The organism is Mycobacterium sp. 4858, assembly GCF_900240975.1.
Lineage (GTDB): Bacteria > Actinomycetota > Actinomycetes > Mycobacteriales > Mycobacteriaceae > Mycobacterium.
This window is the reverse complement of record NZ_LT968776.1, coordinates 2,082,473-2,101,536: the sequence shown is the minus strand read 5'-3', so window position 1 is coordinate 2,101,536 and position 19,064 is coordinate 2,082,473. Positions and strand designations below refer to the sequence as shown.

The following is a 19,064-nucleotide window of genomic DNA, read 5'->3' as shown; positions in this document are numbered from 1 at the left end:
GGGCAAGGCCGACCAGCGGCTGAGTCAGCCGTTCTTACCGCGCACCCACTGCACGGTGCCGAAGTTCTTCACCCGCACGCTGACGAACCCGTGATCTTCCAGAATGTCGGCGATCTCGTCGTCGTCGAAGACGTGCGCCCCGACGTTGGGCAGCTTCTGGAAGAACCGGGCGGCCGGGCCGACGGTGGGCACCATGACGGCCAGCCTGCCACCCGGCCGCAGCACCCGCGCCATCTCGCCCAGGGCCGCCGCCGGGTTCGGAACCAGCTGCAACACGGCCGCCGAGACGACGGCGTCGACCGTGCTGTCGCGCAGCGGAAGTCGTTGGGCGTCGGCCTTGATGAAGCCGACCTGCGGCCCCGCCTCGTTGCGGACGGCGCGCGCGAGCATGGCCTCGGAGATGTCGACGCCCAGGGCCAGCCCGTCCGGGCCGGCCGCGCGCGCCAGCGACGCGGTGACGTTGCCCGGGCCCGACCCGACGTCCAGCGCGACACCGCCCGGGGGGATGTTCAGCCACTCGAGAGGGGTTTGCCAGGCGCTGATCAATCGGCGCGACAGGGCCTGGGCGTTGTCGTAGAGCATCGACCCGATCGGTGACGCCCAGGCCGCCTGGATCGGCCCGGTGTTCTTTGCGACGTCGCCGCCGCCGGCGGATTCGCCGCCGAGCAGATCGAGGTACCCCTTGCTGACGTGGGGGTCCGCCGGCGGATCCGCGAGCAGCTCCAGCGCCCGCCGCAGTGCCGGAGGCAGCGAAACGTGCACATCGGTCATGCGTACTCCTTCGCGTGAAAAACCAAGCCGCGCGCCGGAACCCGGCCGGCAAGCCCAGGAGACCGAAGTCCGCTGAGCCCCGATGGCAGCCATTGAACAGGCTAGCCGACCGGCGCGCCGCTACCGCCGGACGATCGCGTGCTCGCGCTGCAGCGAGTACAGCCTCCATTGGCCCGGCACGCCCCTGAGGGCGGCCTCGCCGCGGTCGCCGAAACGGTGCCGCGAGCCGGTGACGATGTCACGCACCGTGGACGACACCAGCACTTCGCCGGGTCCGGCCAGTGCCGCCACCCGCGCGCCGATATGCACCGCCATGCCGGCGACGTCGTTGCCGCGCACCTCCACCTCGCCCGCGTGAATGCCCACCCGCACCTCGATACCGAGCACACGCACCGCGTCGGTGATGGAGTCGGCGCAGGCGATGGCGGCGCTCGGGCTGGTGAAGGTCGCGACGAATCCGTCGCCGGCCGTGTTGACTTCACGCCCGCCGAACCGCTGCAGCTCGTGGCGCACGAGGGTGTCGTGGTTGTCGAGCAGGTCTCGCCACCGGTGGTCGCCGAGCAGCGCGGCTCGCTCGGTGGAGCCGACGATGTCAGTGAACACGATCGTGGTGAGCAGGCGTTCGGCGTCGGAGACGCCGCGCACGCCGGTGATGAATTCCTCGATCTCATCGAGGACGGGGGCGGTGTCGCCGACCCAGTACAGGGCGTCCCGGCCCGGCAGTTCGACCAGGCGTGACCCAGGGATGTGTTCAGCCAGATAGTGTGCGTGCCCGACGGGGCTGAAGTCGGGGTTGTCGCGATGCAGGATCAGTGTCGGCACGGCGACGCGGGGGAGCCGGTCGCGGACATCGCCCTCCCGGATCCTGTTGATGAAGGCGCGCGCCATGCTCGGCGATGCGGCCCGGTTGCCGGCCATGTCCCACCACGAGCGGAACGCGGCGTCACTCGCCACGGAGGGCGCGATGATGCCGAGCATGTCGAACCCCTGCTCGACGGCGTCCGGTTCCATCCCGACCGTCGTGAAGCGATCGGCGTCGTCGAGGTCGGAGCCGATCGGGTAATCCGGACCGCGCAGCGTGCGGGCCGCGCCGTTGGCGATCACCAGGCTGGTCACCCGGTCGGCATGGTCGGTCGCGAGAACCACACCGGCCAGCGACGTGAAACCCGGGGCGAAGATCGTTGCGCGCTCGCATCCCACCGCGTTCATGACCGCGATCGCGTCCTGGGCCCACGATTCCGGGCCGAGCATGTCCAGCGACGCGACGCGCGACGACAGGCCGATGCCGCGCTGGTCGAAGCGGATCACCCGGCAGAACGACGCGAGCCGCCGGTGGAACCGGTACATCGACGGCTCGAGGTCGACGCAGTCGATCGGTATCAACGGCCCCGGCAGCACGAGCAGGTCGATCGGGCCATCACCGAACACCTGGTAGGCGATGTCGATCTCGCCGCAACTGGCGTACCGGGTCCGTGGAGCCGCAAAACCCCCAGCCACGTCTTCAGGCTAGTGCAGGCCACCGACATGCCATAGCGGGTCAGCGGCGGATGATCGGGACCAGATAGCGGCCGGCGTATTCGCGGACGGCCGCGGGATCAGACGTGTCGAGGCGTTCGGTGGGGAAGACGATGATGCCCAGCGCGACGCGCAGCAGGATGTCGGCGATGTTGGTCAGGTCGCGGTCGGGGATGTCGGCCCCGCACCGGCGCAGGGTGTGGGCGATGCCGTCGGCGAACTGGCCGATGGGGAAGGCCTGCGATCGGGAGAACATGCCCAGCAGTTCGGGTTCGCTGTCGGCGATCCGCGAATACAGCGGGGAATCGTGGACCAGGCGCACCCCGAGGGCGAACGCCTCGATCACGGCCTGTTGCGGGTCGCAACCGGCGGTCGCCCGGTCCAGCGTGGTGAAGAACTTTTCGGCCTCGCGCCGCACCACGTGGCCGAACAGGTCGTCCTTGGTCGGAAACCGACGGTAGATGGTGCTGCGGCTGACCCCCGCGCGCGCGGCGACGTCGTCGATGTTGGCCCGTCGCACGCCATACGTCTCGAACACCGCGCGCGCGGTGTCCAGGATGGTGCGGTCGAGGTCGGTGATTTCGCCGAGAGTGCCGCCTGGGCTGTGGTTCGGCATGGATCACGACCCCCACTGCAATCTCGACGCCCGCTTGCTAGGCTGTTGACACAAAGATACGGTTTTGTGTCATCGCTTCGCAAGCGCATCGCAGGTCCGAACCGCAGGGAGGGGAGCATGACGGCCCGGAACGACGAGTTGACCCGTTCGACCGCGGGCGCGCGATTCGACACCGGCGTTCGCGAGGCGGTGCCCATGCCGGTCGACGAGCCGGCCGGCGAGGCCGACGACCTGGCGCGGCTGGGGCCCGAGTCGTTGATCTGGAAGTTCTACGGGGACAACCGCACCCAGTTCTTCGGGTTCCAGCGCACCGCCGGCGTCGAGAACTGCATCGAACAGCTCGCCCAGGGCGTGCTCGACCACTCGGTGATCTTCAGCGACATGTTGGGCCGGGCCAAGCGGACCGCGCCGCCGCTGATGAAGACCGTCTACTCCGACGAACCCCGCGAGTGGGGCCGCAAGGTGCGCGACTTCCACAAGACGATCAAGGGGACGATCAGCGACGGCTCGAGATATCACGCACTCAACCCGGAGTTGTTCTACTGGGCGCACGCGACCTTCGTGGACCAGGTCATCTACACCACCGACACGTTCATCCGCCGGCTGTCCCACGCGGAGAAGGCGCAGATCTTCGACGAGGGCAAGGTGTGGTACCGCCTCTACGGGGTCAGCGACCGCGGCCAGCCGCAGACCTACGACGAATTCCTCGCCTACTGGGACGAGATGCTCGAGCGGTTCGTCCCGCACAAGACGGTCTTGTATGGCACCGGCTACATCCGCAAGGGAATTCCCGGTCCGCGCCGGATCCCGAAGCCGGTGTGGAAGGTGGTGTCGGCGCCACTCAACGCCTACACCCGCCTGGTCCTGGTCGGGACCATGCCGCCGCAGATGCGCGAGGTTTGCCGGTTGGAGTGGGACGCGAAGAGGGAGAAGCGTTTTCAGCGGTTCGCCGCCGCCATGCGCGCGCTCAACCCGCTGATCAACCGGCTGCCGGTCGGGGCGATCTACACGCCCTGGGCGGCCAGGGCGTGGCGGAAATCAGGCGTCGACCCGCGGCGGCTGCACAACCGCGCGGCTTAGCCGCTCCGTTCGGCGGCGGCGATGCCGCCTTTGAGCAGCTCGCCGATGACCTTCTTGAACACCGGCAGCATCAGCCGGTCAATACCGGGAATCTTCAGCGTTGACCGCAGGTGCCAGCTGACCTCGGTCCCCGTGTCTGTTTCACGCAGCCGGACCGTGCCGATGTGATCCCGGGTCGGTGCGCCGGAGAGCATCTTGTACGCGTAGCGGGTGGGCCGCTCGTACTCGATGATCTCCTCGACGAACGGGGGTCCGATCGCCTCCAGGCGTCTGATCGCGCCGACACCGTTCGGGGCGGGGGTTCCCTCGCGGTCGAGCGTGCTACGACGGATCGCCCACGTGCAGTCCGCGATCCCGCGGTGGTCGGTCATGGCGTCGAACACGGTCTCGATCGGCGCCGTGGAGGTCCGGGTGAGGGTGAACTCGATCATTCGCACTCCCTGCTGTCCGCCGTGTCTCGGTGCACAGAACATAGCGCTTCCCCGGCGACGACGGCACGACCCGCCCGGAAGTGAACGGCGGGTACATGCCAGCGAAATTCCATGCGAAGTAAGCCAATACGGCGGCGGGCGCTTGGCGAGCGGTTGAGGATGGGCCAGGATCTGTTGATATGGCCGCTATCGACTTCTCGCTGTTGGACGTTCCGAGATCGGACCCGGTCGAGGATCCCGAGGTCTACCTTCGCGCGGCGATCGCGTGGCACTTCGGCGAGGACACCGGTTCAGCATTCTGGTTGCGGACCGCCGCGACGCTGGACTTCGATCCGTTGACCGACGTCAACACCTTCGCCGATCTGCGGCTGTTTCCCAACCTCGTCAACGAATTGCGCGAGGTGCCGGTGGAAGACCTCATCCCGCGCGGTTACGGCGAACCGCGTCCGGTGCCCCAGGTGTTCGAATCGGGCGGAACCACCGGAGCGCCGAAACGGACTGCGCAGCTTCCGGATTGGGTCGCGCAGGTGGTGCGCTGGCAGACCGAGGACTTCGCCGACGGTGGGTTTCGCCGCGGCCGGGGCTTCCTGTGCCTGATGCCCAGCGGCCCCCACGGGGTGGGCTATTTCTCGCGGCTGGTCTCCGAGCGGCTCGGCGCGACGTTCCACGCGATCGACATCGATCCCCGGTGGGTGAAGAAGCTCGCCGCCCGCAGCGCCGCCGGTGAAGTCGCGGCCTACGTCGACCACGTCGTCGAGCAGGCCCTGTTCGTGCTGCGGACGCAGAACGTCGCGAACCTGCACACCACGCCGCCGCTGCTGGAGGCCATGGCCCGGGACGACCGGGTGGTCGATCTGCTGAACGAGAAGATCCGCTACCTGTTGCTCAGCGGCGCGCACGTGGACGCCGACACCCTCGACCTGCTCCGCGATCTCTTCCCGGCGACCACGATCACCATGGCCTTCGGCAGCACCATGGTGCTGTCCCAAGCGGTCACCCGAACCGACGGCGGCGATGCGTTCGTGTTCGACCCGCGGACACCGTACGTGGTGTTCTGGGTGGTCGATCCCGACACCGGCGAACGGGTGCCCTATGGGCAGACCGGGCAGGTGGTGATGCACCACGTCAGCAAGGGCATGTTCATCCCGAACAACCTGGAGCGAGACCTCGCTGTCAGGGAACCTGGCCCGGCGGGCGAGCTCAGCGACTCGGTCAGTGCGGTCCGCCCGGTCTCCACCTTCGAGGGCGAGGCCGTGATCGAGGGCGTGTACTGACCATGGCGGTCGGACGGGCCGGAGCCGCAACCGATTTGGTGTCGATCGATGCGCTGGGTCCCGGCGAGCAGTACCGGACCCGCCGCCGCGAGATCCTGCTCAGCACCGCCGGCGCCGCGGTCGCCGAGCTGAGCATCGTGCCGCCGCTGTATGTCTCGCGCACCCTGGCGGCGCAACGCAAGGCGGCTCCAATGCCCGTCGGGCAGCGCGCGGCGGCGCTGGAGGCGGCCGCGGGCATCTTCGCCGACGGCGTCATCGCCGGGCTGGACTTCGAGGGCTACGTCAGGCTGGCCAGCCGGATTTCGGGACTGCCGATCGCGGTCACCCGCGCCGGGGCGCGCGCCGTGGCGGACGCCGTGGGCGGCGCGGTCGACGCGGTCCGGCCGGCCCGCCCGGTGGGCGCGACGCTGGATTGGCGCGAGGAACCCACCCGGCGGGGAGGCGCGGTATGGGCGCGGCGCGGGGAGGTGTTCGCCGTGCACGCGGCGGGAAACGGTCCGGGCGTGCACGGCCTGTGGCCGCAGGCGCTGGCGCTGGGCTACCGGGTCGCGGTGCGGCCGTCCCGCCGCGAGCCGCTGACCGCCCACCGGCTGGTGCATGCCCTGCGGCAGGGCGGCTTTCGCCCCGAGGACGCCGTCTACCTGCCCACCGATCATGCCGGCGCCGACGAGATCATCCGGTCGGCCGACCTCGCCATGGTCTACGGCGGGCAGTCGGTCGTCGACAAGTACGCCGGCGACCCGGCGGTGATCGTCAACGGTCCGGGGCGCAGCAAGATCCTGATCACCGCCGACCAGGACTGGCGCGAGCACCTCGACCTCATCGTCGACTCGATCGCCAACCTCGGGGGCATGGCCTGCGTCAACACCACCGCCGTGCTGTACGAGGGCGATCCCGCCCCGCTGGCGCGGGCGATCGCCGAGCGGTTGGCGGCGATCGAGCCCCTACCCACGGACGACGAGCGCGCGATCTTGCCCACCCAGCCCGTCGAAAACGCGCGGGCCCTCGCCGGGTATCTGGCGGGAAAGGCCGCCGGATCGTCGCCGCTGCTCGGTGCCGAGCGGGTGGTCGCCGACCTCGGCGACGGCTACGCCGCGCTGCGCCCGGCCGTGCATCTGTTGCCCGCGCCCGACACGGACAAGCTCAACGTCGAGCTGCCCTTCCCGTGCGTGTGGGTCTCGCCCTGGTCGCGCGACGACGCCATCGCGCCGCTGCGGCATTCGTTGGTGCTCACCGCGCTCACCGACGACGAGCGGTTGATCGACGCTCTGCTGGGCGAGCCGACGATCGCCAACGTGTACTTCGGGCCCCACCCCACCTGGTTCGCGGCCCCCGCCATCCCGCACGACGGGTTCTTGGCCGACGCCCTGATGCGCAACAAGGGCTTCATCCGCGACAGCGGCTGACGCGAGGGCTCAGGCGCCGGCCCCAGTCCCCGAGGGGATTTCGGCTCAGCTGCCGAAACCTCCCCGGCCGGTCGAGACCTGTGTCGCCGGGCCGCCGCTACCCGCGTCGAGGTGGCTGGAGGCGAAGGCGACGCCTTTGTCGATCATGGCGCCGTCGTCGGCGTAGGTGTTGTGGGCGGCGAAGTTCATGCCGTCGGAGCAGACCGGGTCTTCGGTGGCGCAGACCTTGATGGTCTTGTCCTGATAGGCCGGGCCGATGACCACCGGCGGCTCATTGAGGAAGTTCATGGCGCGCACGTTGGGCATGCCGAACAGCACGACCGAGGAGACGTGTTGGGCGACCGCGGGGTCCAGGGGTTTGGGCACGGTGTTGGGGTCGACGCCGTCGGGCACCGAGGGGGAGGTGACGAAGCCCATTACGGCCGCGCCCTGGGAGTAGCCGCCGAGCACCATTTTGGTGTTGGGGCAGTCGTGGGCCATCGAATTGACATGATTCGCGGCGTCTCTGATGCCGTCGACGCCGGTGTCCCATTGGTCGCTGGCGGGGTAGTTGACCGGGTAGACGTCGAAGGACTTGCTTCCCATGCGCGAGTGCAGGGCGTCGACGAAGGCTTGTCCGGTGGGGCCGACGCCGGGGGCTTCGCCGGTGCCGCGGGCGAAGACCACCTGTACGTCGGGGCATTGGGCGGCGGCGGTGGGCAGGGCGGAACCGACGAGGGCCGACGCGCCGAGGCCGGACGCCGCGGCGACTGCTGGAGCAACGAAACGGGCTATTTGACGTGCGATCATGCCGCAATGGTGCCCAATGAATCGAAGGCCTAAACAACGTAAGCCAAGGAAATTACCGCGAATTCACACAGCGGCGTTCACTTGGCGGTATCCGGGCGAGATGGGTTGCGCGCGACTCTGATCCGGCGCCGGGCCCCCCGCCGGTCCGGCATCTCGCCCGACGAGGCGGCCAATGCCGGGGCGGTGCGTGCGGCCCGGACGGCGATGTGGTCTGCTAACTAGACGAGTCGAGCGCACGGTGAAGCCATCCGCCGATCCTCGACAAGCGGCTCGAGTGAATGCAGCGGCAGAGTTGAACGCAGTAGTGCAGGTCCTCAACAAGGTCACGGACCACTTGGCCAATCCGGCGCGGGTGTCGGATCCCGACAGGCTACGCAGCGCCGTCAGCGGTAAGACCGTTCTGGTCACCGGTGCCTCGTACGGAATCGGCGAGGCGACCGCCCGCAGGTTGGCCGCCGCGGGCGCCACGGTGCTGGCCGTTGCGCGGTCCGAGGAGCGGCTGGGCGACCTGGCGGCGTCGGTGAACGCCGCCGGCGGCCGCGCGATCGCCTACCCGACCGACCTCACCGACGAGGCGGCCGTCGGCGCGCTGACCAAGGAGATCACCGAGCGACACGGTGCGCTCGACATCGTGGTCAGCAACGCCGGCAAGTCGTTGCGCCGCTCGCTGCATGACCAGTACGACCGGCCGCACGACTTTCAGCGCACCATCGACATCAACTATCTGGGGCCGATCTGGCTGCTGCTGGGTCTCCTGCCGGCCATGCGGGAGAACGGGCGCGGGCACATCGTGAACGTGTCCAGCGTCGGCGTGCGCGTCGTGCCGGGGCCGCAATGGGGCGCCTACCAGGCGTCGAAGGGGGCTTTCGACCGGTGGCTGCGCAGCGTGGCGCCGGAACTGCACGCCGACGGCGTGGACGTCACCACCGTCTACTTTGCGCTGGTCCGCACCCGGATGATCGAACCCACCCCCATCCTGGGGCGGCTCCCCGGCCTGTCGGCCGACGAGGCCGCCGACGCGATCGCCAAAGCCGTCATCGATCGGCCCCGCAGCAACGAACCGCCGTGGGTGCTGCCGGCCGAGTTGGCCTCGGTGCTGCTGGCCGGGCCGGCCGAACGAGCGGCCCGGCTCTGGTACCGACGGTTCTTCTCGGAGCGCGGCGCCCGCGAGGCCCGCCGATGACCGGCGAGGGGGTGGTCGGCACCGCGGCGCGGGCGCTGCTGCGGTCGCGACTGCTCGCCCCGCCGTCACCCGTTGCCACCCTGCGGCTGCTCCGGGAGGTGCGCCGGGGCGGCACCAACCCCTACACCCTGCTGGCGGTGACCGCCGCCCGCTGGCCCGACCGGGCGGCGATCGTCGACGACGACGGCGCCTGCGACTACCGCGAGTTGCGGTCGGCGACCGAGGCGCTGGCTCTCCGGCTCGCCCGCGACGGTGTGGGGCCCGGCGACGCGGTGGGCGTGATGTGCCGCAACGGGCGCGGTTTCGTCGCCGGCGTCTTCGCCGCCGCCCGGGTGGGGGCCGACGTGGTCCTGGTCAACACGGACTTCCGCAGCGACGCCCTGGCGTCGGCGATGAGTGCCCACCGCATCGGCACGATGATCGCCGACGGAGAATTCGGCGAACGCGCCCGCGCCGCCGGCCCGTCGGTCGTCCTCATCGACCCGGCGACGGTCACCGCGCGGGCGGGCGATCCGCGGCCCGGCGTGGCCGCCCCGGGCCGGATCGTTCTGCTGACATCGGGAACCACCGGCACGCCCAAGGGGGTGCCGCGCTCACCGCAACTGCGGTCCGCGGTGGGCGTGTGGGTGACCATTCTGGACCGGACCGGCCTGCGCACCGGGTCGCGAATCTCGGTGGCCATGCCCATGTTCCACGGGCTCGGGCTGGGGATGCTGATGCTCACCGTGGCCCTCGGCGGCACCGTGCTGACGCATCGCCACTTCGACGCCGAGGCCGCGCTGGCGCAGGCGTCGCTGCATCGCGCCGACGCGTTCACCGCCGTGCCGATCGTGCTCGCCCGCATCCTCGACCTGCCCGAGCGGGTGCGGGCCCGCAACCCGGTGCCCTACCTGCGGGTCGTGATGTCGAGCGGCGACCGGCTCGATCCCACCCTGGGGCAGCGGTTCATGGATGCCTACGGCGACATCCTCTACAACGGCTACGGTTCCACCGAGGTCGGGATCGGTGCCCTGGCCACACCCGCGGACCTGCGCGAGGCGCCCGAGACCGTGGGCAAACCGGTCGCCGGCTGCCCGGTGCGCATCCTGGACCGACACGGCAGGCCCGTCGGCGCGCGCGTCACCGGGCGCATCTTCGTCGGCGGCGAACTGGCCGGCGAGGGCTACACCGGTGGCGGCGCGAAGACCGTGATCGACGGCATGACCAGCACCGGCGACATGGGCTACCTCGACAACGCGGGCCGGCTGTACATCGTCGGCCGCGAGGACGACATGATCATCTCCGGCGGCGAGAACGTCTACCCGCGCGCGGTCGAGAACGCGCTCGCCGAGCACCCGGCCGTCGCCGACAACGCGGTCATTGGCGTTCCCGACGAACGGTTCGGCCACCGGCTGGTCGCGTTCGTGGTCTTGCAGCCGGGCAGTGACACCGACCCCGAAGCGCTGCGGGAGTACCTCAAGGGCAGGGTCTCCCGGTTCGAACAGCCCCGCGACATCACCGTCGTCGACAGCATCCCGCGCAATCCGGCGGGCAAGGTCCTGCGCAAGGAGCTGTCCGGCTGACGGCGCGCGGGTGCCGCCTCAGTCGTGCTTGGGTTCCAGGGCGGTGACCTGCTTGGCCAGCCAGTTGGGTGCCAGCACCGAGACGACGGTCGCGCCCGCGGTGGCGCTGATGACCCCGCTCCAGGCGACCGGGCCCAGCGGGGTGCAGCCGAAGAAGTGGCTGACGCCCGGGGTCTGGACGATGGCGACCAGCACGCCCGCGCTGCCCAGCGCCGTGCCCAGCACGAGCGGGCTGTGGCGGCGCGTCAGCAGGGTCTGCGCGAGCTGGGTGGTCACCAGCGCCGTCAGTCCCATGGTCGACGTGCGACGTTCGGTCCCCGGTGTCCAGCGCCCGATGGCCCAGGCCGCCGTCGCGCCCGCCGCCGTGACGGCGCCGCGGGTGACGATCTGCCGCATCAGTGGCGCGTCGAGGGACGGCGACGGCCCGGACAGCGTCGCCAGCTGGAATGCGCGGTGCAGCTGTTCGGCGTCGCGGTCGACCCCGTCGGCGGCCTCCTCCGGCTCGCGGTACTGCGGGGTGACGGCGACCGCCAGCGCGGGGAACATGTCCGTCAGCAGGTTCACCAGCAGCAGCTGGCGGGTGCCCACCGGGGCGCGGCCGGTGCCCAGGGCGGTGCCGATGAGGGTGAACAGCACTTCGCCGACGTTGCCGCCGACCAGGATGCTCACCGCGTCCCGGACGCCGCCCCACATGCCGCGGCCCTCGACCAGCGCGTCCAGCAGCACCCCGAGGTCGTTGTCGGTCAACACGATGTCGGCGGCCCCGCGCGCGGCCGACGAGCCGCGCCCGCTCACGCCGATGCCCACGTCGGCCATCCGGATGGCGGCCGCGTCGTTGGCCCCGTCGCCGACCATCGCGACCGCCTGCCCGCCGGCCTGCAGCGCCGCGACGATCTGCACCTTCTGCTCGGGGCTGACGCGGGCAAAGACCTGCACGTCGGCCGCGACTTTGGCGCGGTCCTCCTCGCCGAGCGCGGCGAGCTCCGCCCCGGTGATCTCCCGGGCGTCCGGCGGCAACCCCAGTTGCCGGGCGATCGCCCGCGCGGTCACCGGGTGGTCGCCGGTGATCAGCACCACCCGCCGGCCGGCTTCCACCAGCGCCTCGATCAACGGCCGGGCCGAGGCGCGCGCGGTGTCGGCCAAGCCGACGTAGCCGAGCAACTCGAGGTCGTGGGCGGCGGCGTCGACGGCGTCGGCGTCGGTCTCCTCCTCGCCGGTCGTGCCCTCCCAGTGGCGCTGCGCCACCGCCAGCACACGCAGGCCCTGCTCGGCCAGGCGCAACACCAGCGCCTGGGCGCGGTCCTGCTCGACATCGGAGTCGGCGAACCGGCAGCGCGGGAGGACCTCTTCGGGCGCGCCCTTCACCATCAGCATCGGCCCGCCGTTCCCGCCCGCGATGCCGATCGCGGCGGAGTAGCCGCGACTGGATTCGAACGGCACGTCCGCGAGCACCGTCCAGTCCGAAGCCCATTGCGCGTCAACGGCGTTGGCTGCCGTGAGGATCGCCTCGTCAGTGGCGTGCGCGTGGCCGCCTCCGTTGTGCGGCTGGGTGCTGCTGCGCGCCGCGGCCCGCAACACGGCGGCCGCCGCCGGGTCGGCCAGGTCGGGGAACGCGCCGTCCGCGTCGGTGCCGTGCGGGACAACGCTGACGGCGCGCAGATGGTTTTCGGTGAGCGTGCCGGTCTTGTCGAAACAGATCGTCTCGACCCGGCCCAGCGCTTCCACCGCACGCGGCGTGCGGACCAGCACCCCGCGCCGCGACAACCGCTGGGCGGCGGCCAGCTGGGCCAGGGTCGCCACCAGCGGCAAGCCCTCGGGGACCGCCGCCACGGCGATGGCGACCCCGTCGGCGACCGCCTGACGCAGCGATCCCTGATGCAGCAGCGCCAGGGCGGTCACCGCCGCGCCGCCGGCCAGGGTCAGCGGCAGCACCTTGCTGGTCAACTCACGCAACCGGGCCTGCACCCCGGCCGCCGACTCGACGTCGGCGATCGCCGAGATCGCGCGCTGCGCGGCGGTGCCCGCACCGGTCGCCACGACGATCGCGCGGGCGTGCCCGGCGACGATGGTGCTGCCCTCGAACAGCATGCTGGCGCGGTCGGAGTCGGCGACGGCCACGGGCTCGACCTGCTTGTCCACCGGCAACGATTCGCCGGTGAGGAAGGACTCGTCGACTTCGAGGTCCTCGGCGACCAGCAGGCGGGCGTCGGCGGGGACCACCTCCGGGGCGGCCAGGTCGATGATGTCGCCGGGCCGCAAGGACTTGGCGTGCACCGACACGGTCCGCTCGGCGGTGCGGGCCGCATCCAGCCGGCGGTGCGCGGTGGCGACCGCGGGGACGACGACCCGGCGCGCGTACTGGTCCTGCTCGGCGAACAGCTCGGCGACAGCGGCCTCGGCCCGCAGCCGTTGCACCCCGCCCGCGATCGCGTTGGCGGTCATCACGCCCGCCACCAACAGCGCGTCGACGCTGCTGCCGACGATCGCCGAGGCCGCCGCCCCGACGGCCAGGATGGGGGTCAGCGGATCGGCGAGTTCGGCCCGCGTCGCGGTCAACAGCCGTCCCACCTGGCTCGCGGGCCCGCGCAGCGGCGCGACCACGGGGTTGTAGGAGAGGTCGTCGAGCAGCTGCCGCCAGGGCGCCACGCCGGGCTCGACGGCCAGCGGCCGCGTGCGGCTGGCCAACCGGGCGTAGACGATCTCCGGATCCAGGGCATGCCAGGCGGTCAGCGGTTGCGGGGTGGGGTCGGCCAGGCGAAGCACCCGGGAGGCCGCGAAGGTGCCCTGGATGAGGGCGGCCGCGGCGGCCGCGTTCACCGGGTTGAGCCAGCGCTGCACGGCGAACGGGCTCAGGGTGCGCGGATCACCGGTGACCAGCAACAGCCCCGCCAGCGTGCTGCCGCCCTTGGCCAGGCGCACCGCCGACTCCGTCGCCTCCCGGGCCACCGGCAGCGCAGACAGGATGCGCACCGCGGCGGCCAGGTCCGTGCCGGTGATGATGTCGGCCGTCCAGGGCGTCGCCGCCTGCGGGTCGTCGAGCGCCACCCCGACGTCGGCGATGGCCAGCGCGGCCAGCGTGTCAGTCGACGCGAAGTCGCGATGCAGCGCGGTGATCAGCAACACCGGCCCGCGATCCGTTCGCAGGTCGCGCACCAACTGCAGCAGCGGCGTGCCCGGTGGGTGGCTCACGGCGACGCTGGCGGTCAGGTCCTCGGTGCCGGCGACGTGGCGCAGCACCACCCGGGCGCCGGTCCGGTGCGCGATCTGCAGCAGCGGGATGGCGAACGGGTCGACCTCCCAGCCGACGTCGACGCTGCCCACCCGCTCACCGTCGACCACCAGGTCGGCGTGTTCGAGTCCCTGCGCCGGCGTGGCCGACGACTCCTGCGCGAGTCCCTGCGCCGGCGTGGCCGACGACTCCTGCGCCCGGACCCAGCGCAGCCGGGCGCCGGTGGCCGGCAGCTCGTCGGGGTCGGGTTCGGGCGCCTCCTCGCCGTGCAGCAACGCATCGGCGACCTCGTAGACGCGGTCCTCGTCCCACCCGGGCACGTCGCCTCGGGCCTGCAGCACGGCGCGGTTGTCGCCCCGCAGCGCGGCCCCGTCGACGACGACCACCTTGACCCGGTCCAGCCGTCGCAGCGCACCCGGGTCCAGGAACAGCTGCCCGGCGTTGGCCAGGCCGCGGCCCAGCACGGCCGCGAATGCCTGCCGGCCCGTGTGCGCCGCCCGGGGCACGCCTGCCAGCAGCGCGCCGGCCGCATCCTCGGTGCCGCCGCCGGCCAGCAGCGCACCCGCCGCGGCCAGCAGCGAAGCGTTGGCGGCCTGGTCGGCGTACTCCTCCACCGGCCCGGCCATCGAACCCTTCGCGGTGTCGATGGCGGCGTCGATGGCCCCGCCCACCACCACGTGGGACGCTTCTCCCGCCGCGGCGGCCGCCGAATTATGGCGGGGCGCTTGCGATTTCGGCCCGGCCGACGAGATCACCGGAACCACCGGCGCCTGCGGGCGGCTGGGCGAGGCCAGCTCCGGTTCGCGGTCGCGCCATCGCTGACGGTGCGCGGTGGCCTCGGAGACCTGCAAGCTCCGTTGGGCCAGATCCAGCAGCGGGGTGCCGACCGCCTGCGTCAGCCCGTTGGCCAGCGCGGTCGACGCGCTCAGGGCGATGTCGGTGCCGACGCGGCCCAGCCGCGATTCCAGCACGGCGACCACCCGCGGCTGATGATTCAGCAGGGCCGCGGCCGCGCGGGCGCTGCGCGGCGCGACGGGCAGCCTGCCCAGCCAGCCGGTCACCGCGGCGCCGATGGCCGCCACGTCCATCGCGGCGGCGCTGGCCGGCACCAGGATCGCCAACGGGTTTCCCGGGTCGGCGAACGGCGCCGTGCGAGGCGAGTCTTTGGCGGCGACCAGGGTCAGGTCCGCCGCCACGCTGCAGACCGTGTCCCTGACCCGGTCGAGCACGGCGTCGTTGTCGCCTTCGTTCTCGAATTCGACCACCAACCGCCCCAGGGCGCCCTCGACGTGGGCCGCGGCCACCCCCGGAATTCGGCGGACCGGCTCCTCCACGGCGGGGGCGTGATCGTGCCAGCCGGGGAACGGCAGCAACGGATCCAGGTCCAGATGCACCCGCCGCCCGCTCTGCCACCGGATCGGCGGGGTGACGCCGCGCCCGGAACCGTTGGTGGGTCCGGTCAATCCGATGGCGCGGCCCGTGGTCTGGGCCATGGACTGCACGACCGGGACCGCCAGTTCGGCGACCGGGCTGGCCAGATTCTGCAGGGCGTCCGCGGCGCCGGCAGCGGTGGAGATGCCGGCTCGCACTACCTGCGCGGCTCCGTCGGTCATGCCGGCGACGACGCTGGCAACGCCGGGAATCCTCACTCAGTCACCCTTCGATTACGTCTACCGCGCCTAATGATGCTGGGGGGCATGGGGCCTGTCCACATTTGCGGGCCATGCGGCGGCACCGATGACTCCGCTGGGTCGGCCTTCCTTCGGTGACCGGAGGTGCGGTCGCTTCCCTGCGGACAGGTTACCGGCTGGAGGGAAAACCAAACGTGCTGAACAGGCCCGGGTCGAGGAAGACCGTGATGGTGGCGATCCCGTCGGCGCCCGCGGTGAGGACGTGGATGGAATGGGCGCGCATCGCCCCGTCGGCGTCGCGGCGGTATTCGGCGACCGCGGGTTGCGCGTTGGCGGCCGTCGGGATCATCGCGATATCCCCGGCCTTGGTGAAAGCGCGTGCGGCGAGGAATCGCCGCACCGGGTCGCGGCCGGTGAACCACACATCCAGGGGCGGCATTTCGAGTTTCACGTCCGCTTGCAGCAGCGCGGTGAGCGCGGCCATGTCGGCGTTCTCGAAGGCGGCGCAGTAGCGGTCGAGCAGTTCGCGGCGCGCGGCATCGTCGGGCTCGGACAGGGTGTCCTCGGTGGGGGAGAGCTCCGCGAGGCGGGCACGCGCCCGCTGCAGCGAGCTGTTGACCGCGGCCGGCGTGGTTTCGAGCAGCTCGGCCACCTCGGCGGCGGTGAACTGCACGACGTCGCGCAGGATGAGTACCGCTCGCTGGCGGGCGGGAAGTTCCTGCAGGGCCGTCATCACCGCCAGCCGCAGGCTTTGCCGCGCGGTGACGTTGTCCTCGGGGGTGGCCATCAGCGAGTCGGGGATCGGCTCCAGCCACTCGTGCGCACCGTCGGTCGCGTCGAGGCCGGCCTCCGGGTCGATCGATCCGTCGCCCAGCCCGGCCGGCAGCACCCGGCGGGCGCGGTTCTGCAGGGCCCGCAGGCACGCGGTCGTCGCGATCCGATACAGCCACGTCCGCAACGCCGCCCGTTCCTCGAAGGCCGGGTAGCCACGCCAGCCGTTGAGGTAGGTCTCCTGAACCAGGTCCTCGGCGTCGTGCACCGACCCGAGCATGCGGTAGCAGTGCGCGATCAGCTCCGCGCGGAACGGCGCCGCCTGCGCGATGAAATCCTCCCTCGCCGGCATGGCTTCTCCTGTCTGGGCTGCGACCGAACGCTACTCCAGTACAGAGACGGCGGGCCGCCGAAATTCATCGGTTCCCCGGCGATGAATTCGCGCGCCGCGCCGCCTCTCAATTGGTGGACACACATTCCCGAGCGAGAGCGAGGACGACCATGAACGAGCCCGTGAGCACCGCCGGCCTGGCCGGCACCACGGCAATCGTCACCGGGGCGAGCCGCGGATTCGGCCGCGCGATCGCCGGCGCCCTGGCGGGGGCCGGTGCCGAGGTGGTCGGTGTGGCGCGCAACCGAACCGGTCTCGACGAAACGCGCGACGAGCTGGGCGACGCTTTCGTCCCGGTGGTCGCCGACGCCTCCTACGCCGCGACCGCGCAGCGGCTGATCGACACGTACCGGCCGCACACGCTCGTGTTGGGTGCCGGGGCGGCGCCCCACATGAGCCCCATCCAGGATCAGAGCTGGGACAGCTTCAGCCAGAACTGGAATGTCGATGTCGCCCAAGCCTTTCACTGGACCCGCCACGCGCTGCGACGTCCGCTGGCGCCCGGCAGCTCGGTGATCCTCATGTCCAGCGGCGCCGCTGTGGCCGGTTCGCCGCTGAGTGGGGGCTACGCGGGGGCGAAGGCGACGGTCAGGTTCATCGCCGGCTACGCCGCCGTCGAATCGCAGCGCGCCGGGCTGGGGATCCGCTTCGTGTCCGTCCTGCCGCGGTTGACGCCGGCCACCGACCTGGGCGCCAAGGCCGTCGCGGCCTACGCCGAACGCCAGGGCCTCGACGTCGAGGCGTTCGCGCGGGCCGCGGGGCCGGCCCTCACCCCGGAACAGGTGGGCCGGTCCGTCCTGGGGATCGCCATCGGTGCGCCCGGCGGCGAGGACGCCTACCTGCTCACCTCGACGGGCCTGTCGGCGGTGGCCTGATGTCACTCGAAACCACAAGGAGGACAACGACAATGAACACACCCCCCATCGTGTCCGCCCGCGACTGGGCGGCCGCGCGTGAACGGCTGCTGGCCAAAGAGAAGGAAGTGATGCGCGCCCGCGACGCCCTGGGGGCGGCGCGCCGCCGGATGCCGTGGCTGGCCGTCGAGAAGGAATACGCGTTCGAGGGGCCCGGGGGCAGGGCAAACCTGCTGGAGCTGTTCGCCCGCCGGCGGCAGCTCATCGTGTACCGCGCCTTCTTCGAGCCGGGCGTGGACGGCTGGCCGGACCATGCGTGCCGCGGCTGCTCGATGATCGCCGACCACGTGGGCCACCTCGCCCACCTGAACGCCCGCGACACCACCCTGGTCTTCGCCTCGCGCGCGGCACAACCCGACATCGCGCGGCTGAAGGCGCGAATGGGTTGGCAGATGCCCTGGTACACGATCACCGACGACTTCGATGCCGACTTCGGCGTGGACCAGTGGCACGGCACCAACGCGTTCATCCGGGACGGCGACCGCGTGTACCGGACGTACTTCATCAACAACCGCGGCGACGAGGCGCTGGGCAACACCTGGAGTTACCTCGACATGACCGCACTCGGGCGCCAGGAGAGCTGGGAGGACTCGCCGGACGGTTATCCGCAAACCCCGCCGTACGAGTGGTGGGACTGGCACGACGCCTACGGCGAGCGCACGCCGTCGCGGTGGTTCGGCGAACCGGATCCCGACGACCCGAACGACCCGCGCCCGGAGCGCAACGGCTGAATCGGGCCGATCGCATTTGGTGTCTTCGACCCGAATAACACGAATGCGCGGTAGCCGTCCAACGGCTACGCGCGCACTATTCGGCAGAGTGAATTGGGGCTATAAAATTCGGTGGTTCGCCCTGTTGACGTGGTAGCCCGCCGGGAACGACTTCTCGATGACCTGCAGGTGGTGGTCCACCCGGGACTCGAGTTCGAGGACCACGCAGCCGTCGCCGACGGTCTTGGACTCGAGGACTATGTACCGCTGGCCGCAATCCGTGATGGGATCACCCGAGTGCAATGTTTCGACGGGCACCAATTCCGGGGTTCCGTTTGATTCCACCCATCACACGGTAGGTCAATCCCGTGGGCGAGGGAATAGTTTTCGCGATCACCCGGGCTCACCGCGTCGCGGGCTGCTTGAAGAACACGCTGACGTGACGGATCCGCCCGTCGTCGCTTTGCTCGAACAGGATGCATTCCGGCCACCGCTTGGTGACCCCGTCCATTTCGAACGCCTCGGTCAGCTCGACGTAGGACAGCCGGGAGTTCACGTGCGAAACCCGCTGCACCTCCAGCCGATGCCCGTCCAGGTTGGTGAGCACCTTGCGCAGATAGGCGACGTAGTGCTGCTTGCCCTCGACGACATCGCAGAACGGGCCCTCGCGCAGCAGGCCTTCGTCGGAGATCGTCGCGGCAAGACCGTCCCAGTCGTGCGCGGCCAGGCAGTCCAGGTAGCGCTCGACCACTCCCGGTTCGCTCACGTCGGCTCCACGCACACCACAGTAG

Annotated in this window: 15 protein-coding genes and 1 pseudogene; 7 read left to right on the top strand and 9 right to left on the bottom strand. The window is 71.1% G+C overall.

Annotation, left to right across the window (positions count from 1 at the left end; all coding sequences use genetic code 11):
* Nucleotides 1–24: 24 nt before the first annotated feature.
* The 3 genes from C1737_RS18390 to C1737_RS18380 all read right to left on the bottom strand — a co-directional run bounded on the left by C1737_RS18390 (nt 25) and on the right by C1737_RS18380 (nt 2,902).
* The gene (locus tag C1737_RS18390; RefSeq protein ID WP_102419131.1) at nt 25–771 is read right to left on the bottom strand and encodes a methyltransferase domain-containing protein; all 747 of its coding nucleotides are present in this window, start codon (nt 769–771) and stop codon (nt 25–27) included.
* 120 nt (nt 772–891) lie between these two features.
* Nucleotides 892–2,268 carry an adenylate/guanylate cyclase domain-containing protein gene (locus C1737_RS18385; protein ID WP_102419130.1) on the bottom strand — a complete coding sequence of 459 codons (1,377 nt, stop codon included), beginning with the start codon at nt 2,266–2,268 and terminating at the stop codon, nt 892–894.
* 40 nt (nt 2,269–2,308) lie between these two features.
* On the bottom strand, nt 2,309–2,902 hold the full coding sequence (locus C1737_RS18380; RefSeq protein WP_068099247.1) for a TetR/AcrR family transcriptional regulator: 594 nt from the start codon (nt 2,900–2,902) through the stop codon (nt 2,309–2,311).
* A gap of 117 nt (nt 2,903–3,019) precedes the next feature.
* Here C1737_RS18380 and C1737_RS18375 point away from each other — a divergent pair, with 117 nt between their 5' ends.
* A complete protein-coding gene (locus tag C1737_RS18375; protein WP_102419129.1) occupies nt 3,020–3,982 on the top strand; it encodes an oxygenase MpaB family protein in 963 nt (320 codons plus the stop codon).
* Here the strand turns inward: C1737_RS18375 and C1737_RS18370 are convergent.
* Entirely contained in the window at nt 3,979–4,413 is a 435-nt protein-coding gene (locus C1737_RS18370; protein ID WP_102419128.1) for an SRPBCC family protein, read from the bottom strand. The genes C1737_RS18375 and C1737_RS18370 overlap by 4 nt on opposite strands.
* 179 nt (nt 4,414–4,592) lie before the next feature.
* On the opposite strand from C1737_RS18370, the gene C1737_RS18365 reads away from it, so the two are divergent.
* On the top strand, nt 4,593–5,687 hold the full coding sequence (locus C1737_RS18365) for an AMP-binding protein (RefSeq protein WP_102419127.1): 1,095 nt from the start codon (nt 4,593–4,595) through the stop codon (nt 5,685–5,687).
* A 35-nt stretch (nt 5,688–5,722) separates the two neighbouring features.
* Nucleotides 5,723–7,093: an aldehyde dehydrogenase family protein gene (locus tag C1737_RS18360; RefSeq protein WP_199182986.1), complete on the top strand. Its 1,371-nt coding sequence runs from the start codon at nt 5,723–5,725 to the stop codon at nt 7,091–7,093.
* Between the two features lie 45 nt (nt 7,094–7,138).
* On the opposite strand, the gene C1737_RS18355 is transcribed toward C1737_RS18360, so the two are convergent.
* A complete protein-coding gene (locus tag C1737_RS18355; protein ID WP_102419125.1) occupies nt 7,139–7,900 on the bottom strand; it encodes a cutinase family protein in 762 nt (253 codons plus the stop codon).
* A 274-nt stretch (nt 7,901–8,174) separates the two neighbouring features.
* On the opposite strand from C1737_RS18355, the gene C1737_RS18350 reads away from it, so the two are divergent.
* Both C1737_RS18350 and C1737_RS18345 read left to right on the top strand, forming a co-directional pair.
* The gene (locus C1737_RS18350; RefSeq protein WP_369807535.1) at nt 8,175–9,065 is read left to right on the top strand and encodes an SDR family NAD(P)-dependent oxidoreductase; all 891 of its coding nucleotides are present in this window, start codon (nt 8,175–8,177) and stop codon (nt 9,063–9,065) included.
* Nucleotides 9,062–10,627: an AMP-binding protein gene (locus tag C1737_RS18345; RefSeq protein ID WP_102419124.1), complete on the top strand. Its 1,566-nt coding sequence runs from the start codon at nt 9,062–9,064 to the stop codon at nt 10,625–10,627. Before C1737_RS18350 ends, C1737_RS18345 begins: the two co-directional genes overlap by 4 nt.
* Nucleotides 10,628–10,645: 18 nt before the next feature.
* Here C1737_RS18345 and C1737_RS18340 read toward each other — a convergent pair whose 3' ends face one another.
* Entirely contained in the window at nt 10,646–15,505 is a 4,860-nt protein-coding gene (locus C1737_RS18340; RefSeq protein ID WP_102419123.1) for a cation-translocating P-type ATPase, read from the bottom strand.
* A 151-nt stretch (nt 15,506–15,656) separates the two neighbouring features.
* A pseudogene (locus C1737_RS18335) lies at nt 15,657–16,637 on the bottom strand (sigma-70 family RNA polymerase sigma factor); the annotation flags it as partial.
* 122 nt (nt 16,638–16,759) lie between these two features.
* On the opposite strand from C1737_RS18335, the gene C1737_RS18330 reads away from it, so the two are divergent.
* Both C1737_RS18330 and C1737_RS18325 read left to right on the top strand, forming a co-directional pair.
* Nucleotides 16,760–17,524: an SDR family oxidoreductase gene (locus C1737_RS18330; RefSeq protein ID WP_067921729.1), complete on the top strand. Its 765-nt coding sequence runs from the start codon at nt 16,760–16,762 to the stop codon at nt 17,522–17,524.
* A gap of 32 nt (nt 17,525–17,556) precedes the next feature.
* Nucleotides 17,557–18,294, top strand: a complete 738-nt coding sequence (locus C1737_RS18325) for a DUF899 domain-containing protein (RefSeq protein WP_102419122.1) — start codon at nt 17,557–17,559, stop codon at nt 18,292–18,294.
* A 99-nt stretch (nt 18,295–18,393) separates the two neighbouring features.
* Here the strand turns inward: C1737_RS18325 and C1737_RS18320 are convergent, their stop codons facing one another.
* Both C1737_RS18320 and C1737_RS18315 read right to left on the bottom strand, forming a co-directional pair.
* A complete protein-coding gene (locus C1737_RS18320) occupies nt 18,394–18,618 on the bottom strand; it encodes a hypothetical protein (RefSeq protein ID WP_067919454.1) in 225 nt (74 codons plus the stop codon).
* Between the two features lie 58 nt (nt 18,619–18,676).
* Nucleotides 18,677–19,039 carry a nuclear transport factor 2 family protein gene (locus C1737_RS18315; RefSeq protein ID WP_102419121.1) on the bottom strand — a complete coding sequence of 121 codons (363 nt, stop codon included), beginning with the start codon at nt 19,037–19,039 and terminating at the stop codon, nt 18,677–18,679.
* Nucleotides 19,040–19,064 lie beyond the last annotated feature (25 nt).

Excerpts from the sequence above, each read along its gene's own strand:
- C1737_RS18390 (WP_102419131.1), bottom strand. The coding sequence starts at position 771 with ATGACCGATGTGCACGTTTCGCTGCCTCCGGCACTGCGGCGGGCGCTG.
- C1737_RS18380 (WP_068099247.1), bottom strand. The coding sequence starts at position 2,902 with ATGCCGAACCACAGCCCAGGCGGCACTCTCGGCGAAATCACCGACCTC.
- C1737_RS18375 (WP_102419129.1), top strand. The coding sequence starts at position 3,020 with ATGACGGCCCGGAACGACGAGTTGACCCGTTCGACCGCGGGCGCGCGA.
- C1737_RS18370 (WP_102419128.1), bottom strand. The coding sequence starts at position 4,413 with ATGATCGAGTTCACCCTCACCCGGACCTCCACGGCGCCGATCGAGACC.
- C1737_RS18365 (WP_102419127.1), top strand. The coding sequence starts at position 4,593 with ATGGCCGCTATCGACTTCTCGCTGTTGGACGTTCCGAGATCGGACCCG.
- C1737_RS18345 (WP_102419124.1), top strand. The coding sequence starts at position 9,062 with ATGACCGGCGAGGGGGTGGTCGGCACCGCGGCGCGGGCGCTGCTGCGG.
- C1737_RS18330 (WP_067921729.1), top strand. The coding sequence starts at position 16,760 with ATGAACGAGCCCGTGAGCACCGCCGGCCTGGCCGGCACCACGGCAATC.
- C1737_RS18325 (WP_102419122.1), top strand. The coding sequence starts at position 17,557 with ATGAACACACCCCCCATCGTGTCCGCCCGCGACTGGGCGGCCGCGCGT.